This window comes from Rhizobium sp. GN54 (genome assembly GCF_021026345.1).
Lineage (GTDB): Bacteria > Pseudomonadota > Alphaproteobacteria > Rhizobiales > Rhizobiaceae > Mycoplana.
The window spans coordinates 139,717-155,656 of sequence record NZ_JAJNCZ010000001.1 but is presented as its reverse complement, the minus strand read 5'-3'; the positions used below and the strand labels follow the sequence as shown (position 1 = coordinate 155,656).

Here is a 15,940-nt window from a genome sequence, read left to right as displayed (position 1 = left end):
CGGACGGTGCGTGGGCTATGGTGCTGCATGTGCCGCAACGGTACCGGGGAAATCATGGTCGGGCGTCTGAGCTTCGTCGAACACTGCATGGTGCGTGTGCTCTGCACGCTCGCCCTGTTCTTCGTCGGCTTCGCGCACGATCCGGCAGGCGCGCGTGAGCGGGCGATCCCGGTCGGCGAGCTTGCGCAATACGTGCTGCCGGACGGCACCCTGCCGGAACTCTGCCATTCCTCGGGGCACGACGAGGACGGCCATAACGGCAGCGACCGGGGTTCCGGCTGCGAAGCCTGCAGGCTCTCCGCCTCCATCCTGCTGCCCGCGCCGCAGGAAGAGGCCGGCGAACCGGTCCCTGCCGGGGCCGACCCGCATGTCGCCTTCCGCACCGATACCCACTACCGGCAGCTCTTTCCCCCGAACACCGCCCCGCGCGGCCCGCCTTCCGGCCTTAACGCCTGAACGGTCGCCGCCGTTCGCGGCAGCGCCTCCCGTCGCGCCGGCTCCGCCGGACGGTGCCTCATGCCCGACAGGACACATCCGAACGTCGCGCGCCGCCTTGTGTCGGGAAACCGACCCTTCCACCGACAAACCAGACAAAATTGACAATGGAGACCATCATGAAACGACAACTCACGACACTTCTCGCCCTGGCACCGCTGCTGTTTGCGCCGGGCCTTGCGCTGGCGCACGATTTCAAGGTCGGGCAGATCGAGATCGACCACCCCCATGCGCGGGCCATGCTGCCCGGGGCGAAGGTCGGCGGCGGCTACCTTACGATCACCAACAACGGCAGCGACGACCGTCTCGTCGCCGTCGCGGCCGCCCGCGCCGGCGAGGCCCAGTTGCACGAGATGAAGATGGAAGGCGAGGTCATGGTCATGCGCGAACTGAAGGACGGCGTGGCGCTTCCGGCCGGGGCCACCGTCGAGCTCAAGCCCGGCGGCTACCACGTGATGTTCATGAACGTCGGCCAGCCCTTCAAGGAAGGCGAGGCGATCAAGGCGACGCTGACCTTCGAGAAGGCCGGTTCCGTCGACGTGGTATTCGCCGTCGGCCCGGCTGCGGGCGGCGCGCCGATGAAGCACGATGCCGCCGCACAGCCTGCGGAAGCAGGGCACGGCCAGTGACGTCACGCGCCGTCGGGCCAATCGCAGGGCGATCGCCTTGAAGCCTTGAGCCGCCGCGACCGCCGCAGGCGCGCTCAAGGAACGAACGGGGCGCGGACGGGTTCGCGGCCCGGGCCGTCTGCGGAGGCGCGAACCGGTGTATGTCCGGCCGAGCCGCAGCGGATACCCCGTCGTGGCGCCGGCAACCGTGCCCGTCGCGGCACCGGCGGCGAGAACACGCCGGAGGGTGACGGCGATGTGCCGCGCCCGTTCCCCTGTTGCAGCGAGACCGTAGAGCGCATTGCCGATGCGCGAATGGCCGCGCGATGGCGGCGCCGGGCGGTGGCCCCGATCGGCACGGCCTTCGGCGCCTCGGGCTCGGCGACCGTTCATTCAGAGAATTTCATCGGTCTCTGGACCCGGTCAAAATGCCTCAATTCGGGCCGAAATTGGCAAAACCAATCTATACAATCTCTATAGAATATGGTCTTTCTACCCGTCTGAAACCTGTGCGCCCTGAAACCGCATGATGCAAGGAGCAGTCGACATGGGTACGTTCTCGCCCGCGATTGGCCATCCTGTCCGCACCGCCGCCCTCATCGGCGCGGAAGACGAAGCGATCAACGTCGCCACCTCCATTGCCGCCTCCTTCGAACCCGCCGGAACGGACAGCACCGTCGACAGCCAGGAGGCCCGGCTGGAGATGGTCGGCCGCTCCGGCCTGTTCGGCGTGTCGGTGCCGACCGAGCATGGCGGCATCGACGTCTCCAACACGGTTCTTGCCGAGATCTGCGCCCTCGCCTGCGAACGCTCGGCGGCACTCGGCGAGGTCCTGGCGGCGCATTTCGTGGCGCTCGAACACCTGCGCAGCCACGGCACCGAGGGACAGCAGACGGCCCTTTTTCCGGCAGCGCTGGCCGGCGCGCGGCTTTCGATGGCGACGCCGGTGCAGCGCGACGGCGGGATGGCGACGGCGCTGCCGCTGACGCCGGCCGGTGTGGGCTGGCGGATGGGCGGCGAGCTTCTCTGTACCCCCTGCGCGCGACATGCCGACTGGGTGCTGGTGCCGACGCGGACCGAGACGGGCAAGACGGCGTTGGCACTGCTGCCGACGCGCCTCGACGGCCTGCATTATGTCGCCAACACTTGCGAGCCGACGGCCCAGGGCACCGCGCGGCCGGAGCACGTTCTCGTCAAGGACGTGCCCGTCGATGCCGGCGCGCTGCTGCATGCTGTCGCCGACGTCCCGCGAAGCGACGTGCCGCATGCGCTGGACCTGCTGCTGCAGGCCGCAAGACATCTCGGCGCCGGGCGCCAGTCGCTGCAGGCCGCCCTCTCCGACGACGATGCGGATCCGCTGGCGATCGGGCTCGCTTCCGCCCGGATTGCCGCCGCGGGTGCCGCGGTCGAACAGGCCGGTCGTGCGATCGACGCGGCCCAGATCGGCCTTGCGGAACTGCACCGGACGAACGCATTCCTGGCCGCGGCGGCCGCCTTCGTCACCGCCGCCGATGCCGCAGGCGGGGTTGCTGCGCCCTGCCGGCCGGACGGCACTCCGGCGAAGGCGCCCGACGATCTCGCCGCGACCATTGCCGACATCCTTCGCGAGACCGGCGCCCTGCGGCTCATGGCCCATCGCCTTCCCCCCGAGGAAGACTAAAGAGGTCATCTGGCCTGACGCTGCGGGATGCCCGTGTTCGCTTCGGCAAGCGTGCGGATGTCCGCGGCTACCCGGTCGGCCACGAAATGCGCGTGCTCGGTGACCTGCGGCAATCCCATCAGTTCGCCGAACGTGCCGCGCGCAAGCGGGCCTGCGACATAGAGCGAGCGCTGCGGCTGTCCGCCCGCATCGACGGCTCGGCTTTCCTCGTCGACATCGATGCCAAGGCCGACCGGGTCGGCGCGCAGGCGCCCCTCGGCAGCGAGCCCGGCGAGGTATGGCTGGCTTGCGAGGATGCCGGCGTGGCCCGGGCCGGTGGTCACGACGACGGCGTCGTAGCGTTCCTCGCGCACGCCCTTTTGCTGGCGCGCGCGGAGCCGGACGGCGATCTCGCCGTCGTCCAAGACTTCCATGCCCGCAATCGAAGCCGGGCGGAAGGTCAGGCGTCCATCGGCAAGCCGCCTTTCGAGCACCGCCTCGACCTGCGGGGCGATGCGGAAGCGATGCACGTCCCAGTAGGGACGCAGGAAGCGCACAAGACGGCAGCGCTCGGCCACCGGCAGCGCCTTCCAGATCTCGCCGCCATCGGTGCGCAGCCGGTCGAAGACCGCATGCCAGGAGAGGCCCTGCGCCGCCGCTTCGGCAATGGCGCGGCGCGTGGCCCGCAGCAGTTCCAGCGCGGTCCGGCTCGGCTGCGTCATGAAATCGCCGAACGGCTCCTGCGGCAGGGCGGCGTGCCCGCGCGAGCGCAGTCCCCTTCGCGAGATCGCCGCAATCGCACCGCGATGGCCCGCGGCATCGAGGGCTGCGATCACGTCGGCGGCCGTCAGCCCCGCCCCGACCACCAGCACCCTGTCGTCCGGCCGGATGGCGGCGAGCGCGCCCGGCACGGTCGTGTCCGCCACGTAGCGCGGGTGCTCCGCAAGCGCACGCGCCAGCACCGACGGCGCCTGCGGGCTCGGATGGGTGGTGGCGACGACGACGATATCGGCGACCGTTTCGGAGCCGTCATCGGCCTCCAGCCGCCAGCGTCCCTGATTTGCGCCCCGCCCTATGGCCGTGACCGAGCGGACGCGCGTCTTGCGGTGCTCGATACTGCCATCGGCCGCCAGCGGGGCGAGATGGGCGTGGACATAGCGGCCGAAGGCGCCGCGCCGGGGAAACATGCGGCCATCCGCCGTCACGGCCTCCGGATCGTCCCGAAGCGCGCCCGTCTCCTCCAGCCAGCGCGGGAAATGCTCCTCGTCGCCGGGAAAGAGGGACATGCGGGTCGCCGGAACGTTGATGCGGTGGACGGCCTCGTCGGTGTCGTAGGCGAGGCCGCCGCCGACGACCTGCCGCGGCTCGAAGAGGACGATGCGCGCCGAGCCTGCGCAGATTCCGTGGACGAGGCGATAGGCCAGCGCCGCGCCGGTGAAGCCGCCGCCGATGATGGCCACGACCGGCCTTGCGGCGGCGCGGTTCACGACTGACAATCCTTCGCCGCCGAACAACGGGTGCCGGCGACCGGCTCACCGGAGGCCCCGGCGCCGATGGTCGCCCGGGGCGACGGAATGCCATGATCGAGCGGACGTTGCGACATGGGCAGTTCCTCGAAGCGATCAGCCTCTTCTGGAGGAAGGTAACGGGAGAAGACGGGGCTGTCGATGCCGATCCACCAGTCCTTTCCGAGACGCCGGAAGGCATTCTGCGCCGCCTCGACGCTGATCTTTCCGGGCGCGGCAGTCATGTCTCGATGCTCCTGATGTCGCATGTCGGGCGTCTTCACCGACGAGGTCAAGCTTGTCCGGATGCAGAGCATAAAATACATAAAATTAGTTGACAATAGAATTCCACCTCCGCATTCTCGCCGCGAAAATCGGGCCCGGCAGTTAGGGCGGAGACAGGAGACCGGGGATGAACATGGCCAGGCTGACGCGGGACGAGCGCGACGAGGTCCGTGCGCAAGGCTCCGCCCTCATCGATCCGGGCCTGCTGAAATCGGCCATGCGCAGCGTATCCGGGGCCGTGTCGGTGATCAGTGCCGGCGTCGGACCGGACCGCACGGGTGCCACGGTGACCTCGGCGACGGCGCTGTCGGTCGAGCCGCCGACGATGATCGTCAATATCAACCGCTCTTCGTCCACCTTCCCGGTCATCCGACGTTACGGTCACTTCTGCGTCAACATCCTCGCCAGCGGTCACGAGGACGTGGCCAACCGGTTTGCCGGGATCGGCGGGACGAAGGGCGAGGCCCGCTACGAGGGGGCAAGCTGGACGACGCGGATCAGCGGCGCTCCGGTCCTCGTCGGCGCGCTCGCCTCGATCGATTGCGAGGTCGAGGAGATCATCGAACGCCACAGCCACGGCATCATCCTCGGCCGCGTGGTCGAGGTCATTTCCGGCAGCGGCCAGTCGCTCGTCTACCACAACGGCCGCTACGGCAGCTTCGCGCCGGCGATCGGGTAGCCTTTCTGCCACCGGCGCCAAAGGCCGCGCAAACGGCTCAGCCCGTTCGCTTCCGCGGTTCGTCGTCGTCGATGATGGAGGCGGCATCCGGCACGGAGACGAACTGAGCGAGCGTCATGGTGTCGAGGATCGAGGCGATCGCGTCGCGGACGTCCGTCATCGCGCGGCGCACCTGACAGGTTTCCGGATCGGCACAGTCCTCGCAGGCCTCGAAGGCGGTGCGGCTGGCACAGCGGATCGGCGCCAGCGGGCCGTCGAGGACGCGGATGGCGTGGCCGATGCGGATCTCCGAGGCCGGATGGGACAGCGAGTAGCCGCCGCCGGGCCCCTTCTTGGAGCGCAGCATGCCGGCATTGCGAAGCTCCAGCAGGATCGTGTCGAGGAACTTCTTCGGAATGTTGTTGCGCAGCGCGATCTCGCTGACGAAAGCCGTTTCGCCCGGCTCCAGCCGCGCCAGGTCAACAAGCGCCTTCAGGCCGTATTTTCCTTTTTTCGTCAGCATCGCATTCCGCTTTCATCGGCATCTGTGCCGTATCCGGATCCGCCCGGAAGCGCCGACGCGTACGCCGCGTCATGCGGTGTTAGTGGCACCCAAGTGCGAAAATCATATAAAACCGGTATAATTAATTCATAAACCCCGCCGCAACGAATTAGACGTCTCTTGCCCGCGATCTATTCACTTTTGCGCATGCGGCGTCACCGATCGGCATCATCCGGCCATGGCGGGCGTCATTCCGGCCGGGATCGAGGCGAAATCCGGGTTCGAGCCGGCATGCGTGCTCCCCCTGAACGGGCCCGCCCCTTGCGGAAAGCCCACCCGGCGGGGCCGCGCCATCACCGCATACATTCCCGCCCACGGGCCACGTCCGGACGCCGATCGCGCCATTTATGACAGAATTGGAAGGGAATTGGAAAAGGCCGTTACAGCGCTGACACGTGAGCCGGCTAGGGCCTGCCTACGGCGCGTCCGACAGTCTGAGACGCTCCGGTCCGGAGAAGCGGCCCCATGAAAATTATCCAGATCACCGACACCCATTTCAGCCTCGGGAAGACCCATTTCAACGGCAACTGGGCGCCGCTCCTGACCTTCATCGAGGACAGCGGCGCCGATCTCGTCGTCCACACCGGCGACCTGACGCTGGACGGGGCCGACGAGGAAGCCGACATCACCTTCTCGATGGAGCTGATGCGGCAGGTGAAAGTGCCGATGCTGATCGTGCCCGGCAATCACGACGTCGGCCACTTCGCCCACATGGATCAGCCGGTCAACCCGGAGCGCCTCGGGCGCTGGCGGCGCATCGTCGGCGGCGACCGCTTTCTCGAGGACGCGAACGGCTGGCGTCTCGTCGGGCTCAACGCGCTTCTTCTCGGTCACGAGGACGAAGAGGAAGAGACGCAGTTCGAATGGCTGCGGACCGCCTTCGAAGAGCGCGACGGACGCCGGCTGGCACTGTTTTCCCACAAGCCCCTGTTCGTCGATGCCCCGGACGAGGGCGACACCGGCTACTGGAGCGTGCGGCCCTCGCAGCGCAAGCGCCTCACCGACCTGATCGCAGCCCATGACGTGGCGCTGTTCGCCAGCGGCCACCTGCACTGGGCCTGGCAGGGCCGGTTCGGCAACACCGCGCTCACCTGGGCGCCGTCCGCCGCCTTCGTCATCGACAAGCTGGAACGCGAAATGCCGGGCGAACGCCTGGTCGGCGCCGTCGTCCACACCTTCGAAGACGACGTCCGGAGCGAGATCGTCACCGTTCCGGGCATGACCGCGCACGTGATCGACGAGGTGATCCACGAAGTCTATCCGCGATCGGCCGGCAAGGCGGCCAGGGCGGCTGCCGAATGAGCGCGCTCTCGCTTCGCAACATCGAGAAGTCCTTCGGCGGCAACCCCATCCTCAAGGGCGTGACGCTGGATGCGGCGCCCGGCGAATTCATCGCGCTGGTCGGCCCTTCGGGATGCGGCAAGAGCACGCTTTTGCGCATCCTCGCCGGGCTTGAGACGGCCGACAGCGGCGAGATCGTCATTGCCGGTCGCGACATGACCGCGGCCCATGCCGCCGACCGCAACATCGCCATGGTCTTCCAGTCCTACGCGCTCTATCCGCACCTGACGGCGGCGCAGAACATCGCCGTGCCGCTGGTGATGCGGCGCCTGACGCGTGCCCGCCGCCTGCCCGTTCTCGGCCGCATGATACCCGGCCAGCGCAAGACGGTGGCGGGCATCCACCGCGACGTGCGCGAAATGGCGGCATCGCTCAAGATCGATCACCTGCTCGACCGCAAGCCGGGGCAGATGTCCGGCGGCCAGCGCCAGCGCGTGGCGCTCGCCCGCGCCATGGTGCGCCGTCCGGCGGTCTTCCTCATGGACGAGCCGCTGTCCAACCTCGACGCGAACCTGCGCGTGCACGCCCGCGGCGAGATCGTGGACCTGCACCGGCGCGCCGGCGTGCCGACCCTCTACGTCACCCACGACCAGGCCGAAGCGCTCTCGATGGCCGACCGCGTGGCCGTGATGATCGGCGGATCGCTGCTGCAGCTCGCCTCCCCGCAGGTGATCTACGAGGACCCGCAGCATGTCGAGGTGGCGAAATTCATCGGCCAGCCGCGCATCAACCTGATCGCCTCGAAGGTCGAGGACGGCGCGACCGTGGCGCTCGGCGGCACACGCTGCCGCCTTGCCGACCGGACGGTTGCGGCCGGATCGGCGGTAACGCTCGGCGTCCGGCCGGAATTCGTCACCGTCTCGCGCCAGGGCAACGAGGGCCTGCCCGCCCGCGTCGAGCGGCTGGAATTCCTCGGCTCGGAAATCATCGTCACCTGCCGGCTCGACGCGATCGGCGAGACCATGGTCGCCAAGGTCACCCCGGCCGACGGGGCGGGCCTTTCCGCCGGCGCGCCGGTGCGGCTTGAAGCGGATCCGCGGCACATCTTCGTCTTCTCCAAGGACGGCGGACGCCTCGCGGCCGCGCCCGTCTCCGACGCTGTCGTGCGGGAGGCGCTGCATGGCTGATCTCGCGACCTCTGCCACCGGCTTCGCCGGCACTGTCTCGCGCGCCGTCACGCCGGAGCAGCGCGAGGCCCGCGTCGCCTGGCTGCTCGCCGCACCCGCGCTCCTGCTGGTGCTCGTCTTCATCATCCTGCCGGTGATCGCGGTGATCGGCCTGGGCTTCACCGATTTCGAACTCGGCTATGCCGACTTCCGCTTCGTGGGCCTGGAGAACTATGCCGAGCTTCTCGGCGACCGCACCTTCCAGCGCTCGCTGTGGAACACCGCCGTCTATGCCGGCATCGTCACGCCGGTTTCCATCTTCATGGCGCTCGGGCTGGCCATGCTGATCGAGGCGGAGGGCATCGGCCGGTCCTTCTTCCGCACCGCCTATTTCCTCCCGGTCGCCTCGCTGCTGGTGGCGATGGCGACGGTCTGGCAATATCTCTTTCACCCGACGATCGGCCCGATCAACGCCATGCTGGCGACGTTCGGCGTTCCCGGTCCGAACTGGCTCGGCGCCTCCTCGACCGTGCTCTACAGCCTGTCGATCATCGGCGTCTGGCAGTCAGTCGGCTTCAACCTCGTGCTTTTCCTCGCCGGCCTCACCGCCATTTCGCGCGAACTCTATGCGGCGGCGGAGGTCGACGGGGCGAAATCGGCGTGGGACCGCTTCCGCCTGGTCACCTGGCCGATGCTCGGGCCGACAACGCTGTTCGTCACCACCATCAGCATCATCAACGCGGTGAAGGTGTTCGAGACGGTCAAGACGCTCACCGAAGGCGGCCCGAACAAGGCTTCCGAAGTGCTGCTCTTCACCATCTACCAGGAAGGCTTCGTCTACCTGCGCGTCGGCTACGCCTCGGCGATGACGGTCGTCTTCCTCGCCATCCTCGTCGTACTGATGTTCCTGCAATACCGCGTCCAGGACCGGCAGGTGCACTACTCATGACCTCTCTCAGCCTCACGCCCGGCCGCCTCATCCGGCTCTCCATCCTCGGTTTCGGCGCCCTCGTCTTCCTGGCGCCCTACATCTTCATGGTCTCGACCGCCGGCAAGGCGCAGAGCGACATCTTCACCTCGTCCTTGTCGCTCGTTCCGCAGCAATGGTTCTACGTGCAGAACTTCGCCAAGGCGTTGTCGCGGGTGTCGATGGGGACGCTGTTGATGAACGGCGTCATCGTCTGCGCGCTGATCCTCGTCATCCAGGTGGTGATCGCCATTCCCTGCGCCTATGCCATGGCGAAGCTGAAGTTCCGCGCCGCCCGCGCCATGATGGTGCTGGTCATGCTCGGCCTGCTGGTGCCGATCCACGCCACCGCACTGCCGCTCTATGTCGCCTTCGACCGGGTCGGGGCGCTGAACAGCTACGTGGCGCTGGTCGCGCCCTTCACCATCTCGGTGTTCGGCATCTTCCTGTTCCTGCAGTTCTTCCGCGCCATGCCGGACGATCTCATCCATGCGGCGCGCCTCGACGGCATGAGCGAGCCCGGCATCATCGCCCGGGTGATTGTGCCCAATGCCTGGCCGGCCATCACCGCGTTCTCGATCTTCTCGGTCGTCGCCCACTGGAACGACCTCTACTGGCCGCTGATCGTGGTCGCCAACCAGGCCTATGCCACGCCGCCGCTCGGCCTGCTCTACTTCCGCGCCGCCGAGGCCGGCGACGACTACGGCGCGCTGATGGCCGCAACGCTGATCATCACCTTCCCCCTCGTCGCTGCGTTCCTGTTCGCCCAGAAACGCTTCGTCGAGGGCATCACCATGACCGGTCTCAAGGGTTGACCGGCCTTTTAACAGGAGCCATTCGATGAAGCATTTCAAGCCATTCCTTGCCGCCGCCGCGATCACCCTGTCGGTGACGCTTCCGGCCCATGCCGAGACGACGCTGACCGTCCACTACCCGATGCCGGGCTTCTTCAAGGACGTGATGGACACGATCTCGAAGAAGTTCATGGAAGAGAACCCCGACATCAAGATCCAGTTCGCCAATCCTTCGGCGACCTACGAGGAAGGCATCCAGACGATCATGCGCCAGGCCGGCACCGACGAGATGCCGGACATCACCTTCATCGGCCTCAACCGCCTGCGCATGGCCGACGAGCGCAACATTCCGGTCGACATGGGCCCGCTGATGGAAGGCGACAAGGCCTCGATGGCCGAGCAGGGCTTCTCCGACACGATCCTGAAGCTCGCCCAGGTCAACGGCAAGCAGGTCGGCCTCGCCTTCGCCACCTCCAACCCGATCATGTACTACAACGCCGATCTCGTTAAGGCTGCCGGCGGCAACCCGGACCAGCCGCCGAAGACCTGGGACGAGGTCATCGAACTGGGTGCGAAGATCAAGGCGCTCGGCAACGGCGTCGATTCTGTCGACTTCCGCTGGCAGGGCGACGACTGGATGTTCTCCGCGCTTCTGTTCGGCGCCGGCGGCACGATGCTCTCGGAAGACGAGAGCGAAGTCACCTTCAACGGTCCGGAAGGCCAGAAGGCGTTCCAGGTGATCGACCGCCTGGTCAAGGAAGCCGGCATGCCGGTCTTCACCAAGCAGGCCGGCGAGCAGGCCTTCGTCGCCGGCAAGGTCGGCTTTGCCTTCCAGACCACCGGCGCACTGCGCAACACGATCAAGAACGTCGGCGACAAGTTCGACCTGCGCACGGCCGAGATCCCGCTGCTCGACCCGGAGAACGGCAAGCTGCCGACCGGCGGCAACGCCGTCGTCATCCTGACGCATGACGAGGCGAAGCAGGATGCCGCCTGGAAGTTCGCCAAGTTCGCAGCCGGCCCCTACGGCGCCTCGGTCGTCGTTCCCGGCACCGGCTACGTGCCGAACAACGAGCTCGCCGCCACGTCCGCCGAATACCTCGGCGATTTCTACAAGGAGAACCCGCTGTTCCAGGCCGGCCTGAAGCAGATGCCGCGCATGATCCCCTGGTATGCCTTCCCGGGCTCCAACGGCGTCCGCGTCACCCAGACGATCGTCGACAACACCTCGCGCGTCGTCGACCAGTCGGCCACGCCGGACGAAGCGCTGAACGACGCCGCCGACGAGGTGAAGCGCCTGCTGCCGCGCAGCTGAGCATTCCCGTGACCTGACAAGCAAAGGCCGTCGCAACCCCTGCGGCGGCCTTCTCCTTGCTAGAGGGCGCGCACCGTGCCGCCGCGGCGCAGCAGGTAGTCGAAGTTGAAATGCCGGGTCGGCGCTCCATTGCCGGCAATGTCGAGCAGCAGCGACGCCGCCGTCGTGCCCATGCTGGCGTCGGGCATCTCGATCGTCGTCAGCGGCGGATCCAGCATCTGCCCCATCTCGATGCCGTCGAACCCTGCGACGGAGACGTCGCGCGGCACGCACAGCCCCTCACGCCGCAGCGCGCCGATGACGCCGAAAGCCAGAAGATCGTTGGAGGCGATGATCGCGGTCGGCGAGGACCGGGCGAGCACGGTATCGAGCTCGAGCTGGCTGTAGCCGCCGACGAAGGCGATCTGCATCGCTTCCAGCGGCTCGACGCCGGCATCCGCCATGGCCTGCAGGTAGCCCTCGTGCCGCGACCGGGCGCGGTCGGAGGCGGTGAAGTTTCCGGAGACGAACAGGATCCGGCGATGGCCGAGGTCCAGCAGGAACCGGGTCAGTTCGTGACCGGCCCCGACATTGTCGACGCAGACCGCTGCCGGAAAGGCGGCGGCCGGGCGGTTGCCGAGCAGCACGGTCGGCGGCAGGTCGGGGGGCAGGTGGGCGGTGTTTCCCGGATCGCACAAGGTGAGGATCAGGCCGGTGGGCCGATCATTCAGGAGTGCCGTGACGGCATCGGCCTCTCTCGCCGGATCATAATGGGACTGCGCGATCACGACGCCATGGCCGGCGATCAGCATCCTGTTTTCGATGCTGGAGAGGGAGGAGGAGAAGACCGGATTGGTGACGCTCGGCACGAGAACGCCTATGACCCGCCGCCCCGCCCTGCCGCCGGCAGGCGACTGGCGGTAGCCGAGTTCCGCCGCCGCGCGCCGCACCTTGCGGCTCATCGCGTCGCTGACGCAGCCGTTCCGGGTGAGCGCACGGCTCGCGGTCGCGACCGAACACCCTGCTCTCAACGCCACGTCCTGCAGCGTACTCATCGACAATCCCTTCCGGCCGACACCGCCGTTGGCCGACCCGGCGTGGTTTTCCCGGTTTCTCATGAAGGAATTGTGTCAGGCGGCCATGCCGGCGCCGGGCGACGGGAATTGTCTTGCCGATGGCGTGCATCGGCGCTATAGCCTGACTTCAATATTTCAAGGAACGTTGAATTATGGATGATCGTCAAGCCCTCGCGTCGTTTGCCGCCCTGTCGCAGGAAACGAGGCTCAAGATCGTGCGCATGCTGGTGGTGGCCGGCCCCGGCGGCATGTCGGCCGGCGCTCTCGCCGAGGAGATCGGCGTTTCGCCGTCCAACATCTCGTTCCATCTCAAGGAGCTCGACCATGCCGGCCTGATCGGCCAGCAGCGCGAATCCCGCTCGATCATCTATACCGCGCGCTTCGACGCGCTCGGCGGCCTGGTGCGGTTTCTCATGGAGGACTGCTGCGGGGGGCATCCCGGCATCTGTGCCCCGATCGTCCCGGCTCCCACCTGCTGTGCCGCCGAATGAAGGCGTCGCTGCCGCGCAGGCTCGCTGCCGAACTCCTCGGCACCGGCATCCTTGTCGCGACCGTCGTCGGTTCGGGCATCATGGCCGACATGCGGACCGCCGACGACGCGCTGGCGCTCCTCGCCAACACGCTGCCGACGGGCGCGATCCTGGTCGTGCTGGTCACGATCCTCGGACCGGTCTCGGGCGCGCATTTCAATCCCGCCGTGAGCGTGGTCTTCGCCGCGCGCGGTGAACTGGCCACCAGGGAGTTGGGCGCCTACGTCGTTGCACAGATCCTCGGCGGGATCGCCGGCGCCTGGCTCGCCCATCTGATGTTCGAAGTCCCGCTGCTGCAGGTGTCGGGAACGGAAAGAACCGGACAGGGCCAATGGATCGCGGAGTTCGTCGCGAGCTTCGGGCTGCTCCTGGCGATCCTCGGCGGCCTGCGCCACAGGGCGGAAGCGGTCCCGATGCTGGTCGGCCTTTACATCACGGCCGCCTACTGGTTCACCGCCTCCACCGCCTTCGCCAATCCCGCCGTCGCAATCGCCCGAAGCCTGAGCGACACCTTCGCCGGCATCCGTCCCGCCGACCTTCCGGCATTCGTCATCGCCGAGGTCGCCGGCGCCCTGGCGGCAGCGGTGCTGGCGGGCTGGCTGTTCGAAGACCGGCGTCTCGAAAAGAACCCCGCAGCCCCAACCGGAAGGCCATGACCATGAACGTCGTCATCTATCACAACCCCGCCTGCGGCACCTCGCGCAACACGCTGGAACTGATCCGCAACGCCGGGATCGAGCCGACCGTGATCGAATACCTGAAGACGCCGCCGTCGCGCGAAGAACTGGCCGGGATGATCGCCGACGCCGGCCTGACTGTCCGCGAGGCGATCCGCGAGAAGGGAACGCCATTTGCAGAACTCGGTCTCGGCGATCCGGCGCTGACGGACGAGCAATTGCTCGACGCCATGCTGAAGGATCCGGTCCTGATCAACCGTCCCTTCGTGGTGACACCGATGGGCACCCGCCTCAGCCGGCCGTCGGAAGTCGTTCTCGACATCCTGCCGGACACGCACAAGGGGCCGTTTGCCAAGGAGGACGGCGAGCAGGTGATCGATGCGGAGGGCAAGCGCCTTGTCTGACCTGCCTGCCGCCGCCGGCGAATATCTCCGCACGCCTGACCCGGAAGCGCTCCGCGCGCCATTCTCGACGCACAAGCCGCGCATCCTGATCCTCTACGGCTCCCTGCGCGAGGTGTCCTACAGCCGCATGCTCGCCCACGAGGCGCGCAGGCTTCTCGAGCATTTCGGATGCGAGGTCCGGATCTTCGATCCGAAGGGGCTGCCATTACCCGACGAGGTCCCGGCCAGCCATCCCAAGGTGCAGGAACTGCGCGAAATGTCCGAGTGGTCCGAGGGCCAGGTCTGGGTCAGCCCCGAGCGCCACGGCGCGATGACCGGCATCATGAAGGCCCAGATCGACTGGATTCCGCTTGCGATCGGCGCGGTCCGGCCGACGCAGGGCAAGACGCTGGCGGTGATGGAGGTGTCGGGCGGAAGTCAGTCTTTCAACGCGGTCAACCAGATGCGCGTCCTCGGTCGCTGGATGAGGATGCTGACGATCCCGAACCAGTCGTCGGTGGCCAAGGCCTACCAGGAGTTCGACGCCGACGGGCGCATGAAGGCGTCACCCTTTTACGACCGCGTCGTCGACGTCTGCGAGGAACTGGTGAAGTTCACGCTGCTGACCCGCGATGCCTCCGCCTACCTCACCGATCGCTACAGCGAGCGCAAGGAGAAGGCCGCCGACCTGGAAAGGCGGACGTCGCTGAAATCCATATGACGTCCGCGGAAGGCTCCACCGGCCGCCGGTCTACCAGCGGCGGCCCTTCACGAGCATGGGCGCGTATTCGACGACGAAGAGGCTGAAGGAGGCCAGCCACAGGATGCCGGATATGGTGTAGATCGTTGCGGCATGGTCGGGCAGGAGGCCGGCGGCGGGTCGTGCGACGGCGCAAAGGACGATCGCCGCATAGGAGATCGTGGTCAGCGTCGACGCCGTCAGTTCGCGCCCGGTATGGCCGCGGGTCGCCCGGGTCATCACCGCGACCATCATGGCCGCCACCGTGCCGATCGTCATGACGTGCAGCGTCGCGGTCGGATCGACGAGGCCGATGGCCGAGAGCGCGATCGCCAGGAACCCCAGCGGGACGAAAGCATAGGCGACGTGCAGGATCGCGACCAGCATTTCCGAGAACGTCGTCCAGCCGCGCCAGCGATAGAGGCGTACCGCATGCAGGGCTGCGGCGACAGCCGCGCCGGTCGCCGTGATCCGGCTGTCCGGCAGCACGATCCAGAGGCCGAGCGCGACGATGCCGATGGCGATGGCGGCGGCGTCGAAGCGGTTGTAGGGAACGGGAAAGTCCGTCCGGCCCTGCTTGTTGATCCAGTTGCGGGTGAAACTCGGAATGATCCGGCCGCCGATGACCATCACCAGGCCGACATAGGCGGCGATCGCAAGCCGATAGGCGCGGTCGGGATGCTCGCCCATGATGACTTCGTAGTGGAAGCAGGCATTGGCGAGCGACAGGGCCAGAAGACCGGCCGTCACCTTCAGGTCGTTCCACTTCTTCCCGGCGACGACTTCGCGCACACAAATATAGAGGAGTGCCGGCAGGAAGATCATGTCGGCTGCGACGGCGAGTTCGATCCCGATCGTATCCGAGGCGAGGAAGGCCACCCTGCCCCCGGCCCAGAGCAGGAAGAGGAAGAAGAGCGGCCGGCCGGACACCGGCAGGCGCCCGGTCCAGTTGGGCACGGCCGTCAGGAGGAAGCCGGCCAGGACGGCCGAGGCATAGCCGAAGAGCATCTCGTGGGCATGCCAGTGATGGGCGCCGTATTCCGAGGCGAAATCCAGCTGGCCCGAGAGCGCAGCGATCCACAGCGCCATGGCGGCGATCGCCCAGAGCGCGCCCCCGAGGAAGAATGGGCGGAAGCCATAGGAAAACAGGACCGGCCCGGTACGCGCCAGCCCGCGCGGAGTGCCTCCAGTCCTGATATTCGATGTCGAAGTGCTCATCTTGCGGTCGCTCCTGTATTCAGGACGATCAGTAAACAAAATGTCGCACCCTTCTTTGATATC

18 protein-coding genes are annotated in these 15,940 nt (G+C 67.3%); 13 read left to right on the top strand and 5 right to left on the bottom strand.

Annotation, left to right across the window (positions count from 1 at the left end):
- Positions 1 to 54 precede the first annotated feature (54 nt).
- From LQK81_RS00780 to LQK81_RS00770, 3 genes are all read left to right on the top strand, one after another.
- A complete protein-coding gene (locus LQK81_RS00780) occupies positions 55 to 456 on the top strand; it encodes a hypothetical protein (RefSeq protein WP_230802768.1) in 402 nt (133 codons plus the stop codon).
- A gap of 158 nt (positions 457 to 614) precedes the next feature.
- Positions 615 to 1,124 (top strand): copper chaperone PCu(A)C, encoded by a 510-nt coding sequence (locus tag LQK81_RS00775; protein WP_230802767.1) that lies wholly within the window; start codon positions 615 to 617, stop codon positions 1,122 to 1,124.
- 526 nt (positions 1,125 to 1,650) lie between these two features.
- Positions 1,651 to 2,763 (top strand): acyl-CoA dehydrogenase family protein, encoded by a 1,113-nt coding sequence (locus tag LQK81_RS00770; RefSeq protein ID WP_230802766.1) that lies wholly within the window; start codon positions 1,651 to 1,653, stop codon positions 2,761 to 2,763.
- A 5-nt stretch (positions 2,764 to 2,768) separates the two neighbouring features.
- Here LQK81_RS00770 and LQK81_RS00765 read toward each other — a convergent pair whose 3' ends face one another.
- Both LQK81_RS00765 and LQK81_RS00760 read right to left on the bottom strand, forming a co-directional pair.
- A complete protein-coding gene (locus LQK81_RS00765) occupies positions 2,769 to 4,229 on the bottom strand; it encodes an FAD/NAD(P)-binding protein (protein ID WP_230802765.1) in 1,461 nt (486 codons plus the stop codon).
- Positions 4,226 to 4,492 carry a hypothetical protein gene (locus LQK81_RS00760; RefSeq protein WP_230802764.1) on the bottom strand — a complete coding sequence of 89 codons (267 nt, stop codon included), beginning with the start codon at positions 4,490 to 4,492 and terminating at the stop codon, positions 4,226 to 4,228. The genes LQK81_RS00765 and LQK81_RS00760 overlap by 4 nt, the downstream gene beginning before the upstream one ends.
- 173 nt (positions 4,493 to 4,665) lie before the next feature.
- On the opposite strand from LQK81_RS00760, the gene LQK81_RS00755 reads away from it, so the two are divergent.
- Complete coding sequence (locus LQK81_RS00755; RefSeq protein ID WP_230804362.1) at positions 4,666 to 5,211, top strand: flavin reductase family protein; 546 nt, start codon at positions 4,666 to 4,668, stop codon at positions 5,209 to 5,211.
- A gap of 37 nt (positions 5,212 to 5,248) precedes the next feature.
- On the opposite strand, the gene LQK81_RS00750 is transcribed toward LQK81_RS00755, so the two are convergent.
- Positions 5,249 to 5,713 carry an RrF2 family transcriptional regulator gene (locus tag LQK81_RS00750; protein WP_230802763.1) on the bottom strand — a complete coding sequence of 155 codons (465 nt, stop codon included), beginning with the start codon at positions 5,711 to 5,713 and terminating at the stop codon, positions 5,249 to 5,251.
- Positions 5,714 to 6,217: 504 nt separating this feature from the next.
- Here LQK81_RS00750 and LQK81_RS00745 point away from each other — a divergent pair.
- Genes LQK81_RS00745 through LQK81_RS00725 form a run of 5 tightly spaced genes read left to right on the top strand, consistent with a single transcriptional unit; the run spans position 6,218 to position 11,275 of the window.
- Positions 6,218 to 7,054: a metallophosphoesterase family protein gene (locus LQK81_RS00745; protein WP_230802762.1), complete on the top strand. Its 837-nt coding sequence runs from the start codon at positions 6,218 to 6,220 to the stop codon at positions 7,052 to 7,054.
- Positions 7,051 to 8,220: an ABC transporter ATP-binding protein gene (locus tag LQK81_RS00740; protein ID WP_230802761.1), complete on the top strand. Its 1,170-nt coding sequence runs from the start codon at positions 7,051 to 7,053 to the stop codon at positions 8,218 to 8,220. Before LQK81_RS00745 ends, LQK81_RS00740 begins: the two co-directional genes overlap by 4 nt.
- On the top strand, positions 8,213 to 9,148 hold the full coding sequence (locus tag LQK81_RS00735) for a carbohydrate ABC transporter permease (protein WP_230802760.1): 936 nt from the start codon (positions 8,213 to 8,215) through the stop codon (positions 9,146 to 9,148). Before LQK81_RS00740 ends, LQK81_RS00735 begins: the two co-directional genes overlap by 8 nt.
- Positions 9,145 to 9,981 (top strand): carbohydrate ABC transporter permease, encoded by an 837-nt coding sequence (locus LQK81_RS00730; protein ID WP_230802759.1) that lies wholly within the window; start codon positions 9,145 to 9,147, stop codon positions 9,979 to 9,981. Before LQK81_RS00735 ends, LQK81_RS00730 begins: the two co-directional genes overlap by 4 nt.
- Positions 9,982 to 10,006: 25 nt before the next feature.
- Complete coding sequence (locus LQK81_RS00725; protein WP_230802758.1) at positions 10,007 to 11,275, top strand: ABC transporter substrate-binding protein; 1,269 nt, start codon at positions 10,007 to 10,009, stop codon at positions 11,273 to 11,275.
- A 59-nt stretch (positions 11,276 to 11,334) separates the two neighbouring features.
- Here LQK81_RS00725 and LQK81_RS00720 read toward each other — a convergent pair whose 3' ends face one another.
- Positions 11,335 to 12,309, bottom strand: coding sequence for a substrate-binding domain-containing protein (locus tag LQK81_RS00720; protein WP_230802757.1), 975 nt, complete (start codon positions 12,307 to 12,309; stop codon positions 11,335 to 11,337).
- A 173-nt stretch (positions 12,310 to 12,482) separates the two neighbouring features.
- Between LQK81_RS00720 and LQK81_RS00715 the strand changes: the two genes are divergently transcribed.
- The 4 genes from LQK81_RS00715 to arsH are packed head-to-tail and all read left to right on the top strand — an operon-like array spanning position 12,483 to position 14,641.
- Entirely contained in the window at positions 12,483 to 12,821 is a 339-nt protein-coding gene (locus LQK81_RS00715) for an ArsR/SmtB family transcription factor (RefSeq protein ID WP_230802756.1), read from the top strand.
- On the top strand, positions 12,818 to 13,516 hold the full coding sequence (locus LQK81_RS00710) for an aquaporin (protein ID WP_230802755.1): 699 nt from the start codon (positions 12,818 to 12,820) through the stop codon (positions 13,514 to 13,516). The genes LQK81_RS00715 and LQK81_RS00710 overlap by 4 nt, the downstream gene beginning before the upstream one ends.
- A 2-nt stretch (positions 13,517 to 13,518) precedes the next feature.
- Positions 13,519 to 13,941: an arsenate reductase (glutaredoxin) gene (arsC, locus tag LQK81_RS00705; protein WP_230804360.1), complete on the top strand. Its 423-nt coding sequence runs from the start codon at positions 13,519 to 13,521 to the stop codon at positions 13,939 to 13,941.
- Positions 13,916 to 14,641, top strand: a complete 726-nt coding sequence (arsH, locus tag LQK81_RS00700) for an arsenical resistance protein ArsH (RefSeq protein WP_230802754.1) — start codon at positions 13,916 to 13,918, stop codon at positions 14,639 to 14,641. Before arsC ends, arsH begins: the two co-directional genes overlap by 26 nt.
- Positions 14,642 to 14,671: 30 nt before the next feature.
- On the opposite strand, the gene LQK81_RS00695 is transcribed toward arsH, so the two are convergent.
- A complete protein-coding gene (locus LQK81_RS00695; RefSeq protein WP_230802753.1) occupies positions 14,672 to 15,877 on the bottom strand; it encodes an NnrS family protein in 1,206 nt (401 codons plus the stop codon).
- Between the last annotated feature and the right edge of the window lie 63 nt (positions 15,878 to 15,940).

Excerpts from the sequence above, each read along its gene's own strand:
- LQK81_RS00780 (WP_230802768.1), top strand. The coding sequence starts at position 55 with ATGGTCGGGCGTCTGAGCTTCGTCGAACACTGCATGGTGCGTGTGCTC.
- LQK81_RS00775 (WP_230802767.1), top strand. The coding sequence starts at position 615 with ATGAAACGACAACTCACGACACTTCTCGCCCTGGCACCGCTGCTGTTT.
- LQK81_RS00770 (WP_230802766.1), top strand. The coding sequence starts at position 1,651 with ATGGGTACGTTCTCGCCCGCGATTGGCCATCCTGTCCGCACCGCCGCC.
- LQK81_RS00760 (WP_230802764.1), bottom strand. The coding sequence starts at position 4,492 with ATGACTGCCGCGCCCGGAAAGATCAGCGTCGAGGCGGCGCAGAATGCC.
- LQK81_RS00755 (WP_230804362.1), top strand. The coding sequence starts at position 4,666 with ATGGCCAGGCTGACGCGGGACGAGCGCGACGAGGTCCGTGCGCAAGGC.
- LQK81_RS00750 (WP_230802763.1), bottom strand. The coding sequence starts at position 5,713 with ATGCTGACGAAAAAAGGAAAATACGGCCTGAAGGCGCTTGTTGACCTG.
- LQK81_RS00745 (WP_230802762.1), top strand. The coding sequence starts at position 6,218 with ATGAAAATTATCCAGATCACCGACACCCATTTCAGCCTCGGGAAGACC.
- LQK81_RS00740 (WP_230802761.1), top strand. The coding sequence starts at position 7,051 with ATGAGCGCGCTCTCGCTTCGCAACATCGAGAAGTCCTTCGGCGGCAAC.
- LQK81_RS00735 (WP_230802760.1), top strand. The coding sequence starts at position 8,213 with ATGGCTGATCTCGCGACCTCTGCCACCGGCTTCGCCGGCACTGTCTCG.
- LQK81_RS00730 (WP_230802759.1), top strand. The coding sequence starts at position 9,145 with ATGACCTCTCTCAGCCTCACGCCCGGCCGCCTCATCCGGCTCTCCATC.
- LQK81_RS00725 (WP_230802758.1), top strand. The coding sequence starts at position 10,007 with ATGAAGCATTTCAAGCCATTCCTTGCCGCCGCCGCGATCACCCTGTCG.
- LQK81_RS00720 (WP_230802757.1), bottom strand. The coding sequence starts at position 12,309 with ATGAGTACGCTGCAGGACGTGGCGTTGAGAGCAGGGTGTTCGGTCGCG.
- LQK81_RS00715 (WP_230802756.1), top strand. The coding sequence starts at position 12,483 with ATGGATGATCGTCAAGCCCTCGCGTCGTTTGCCGCCCTGTCGCAGGAA.
- LQK81_RS00710 (WP_230802755.1), top strand. The coding sequence starts at position 12,818 with ATGAAGGCGTCGCTGCCGCGCAGGCTCGCTGCCGAACTCCTCGGCACC.
- arsC (WP_230804360.1), top strand. The coding sequence starts at position 13,519 with ATGAACGTCGTCATCTATCACAACCCCGCCTGCGGCACCTCGCGCAAC.
- arsH (WP_230802754.1), top strand. The coding sequence starts at position 13,916 with ATGCGGAGGGCAAGCGCCTTGTCTGACCTGCCTGCCGCCGCCGGCGAA.
- LQK81_RS00695 (WP_230802753.1), bottom strand. The coding sequence starts at position 15,877 with ATGAGCACTTCGACATCGAATATCAGGACTGGAGGCACTCCGCGCGGG.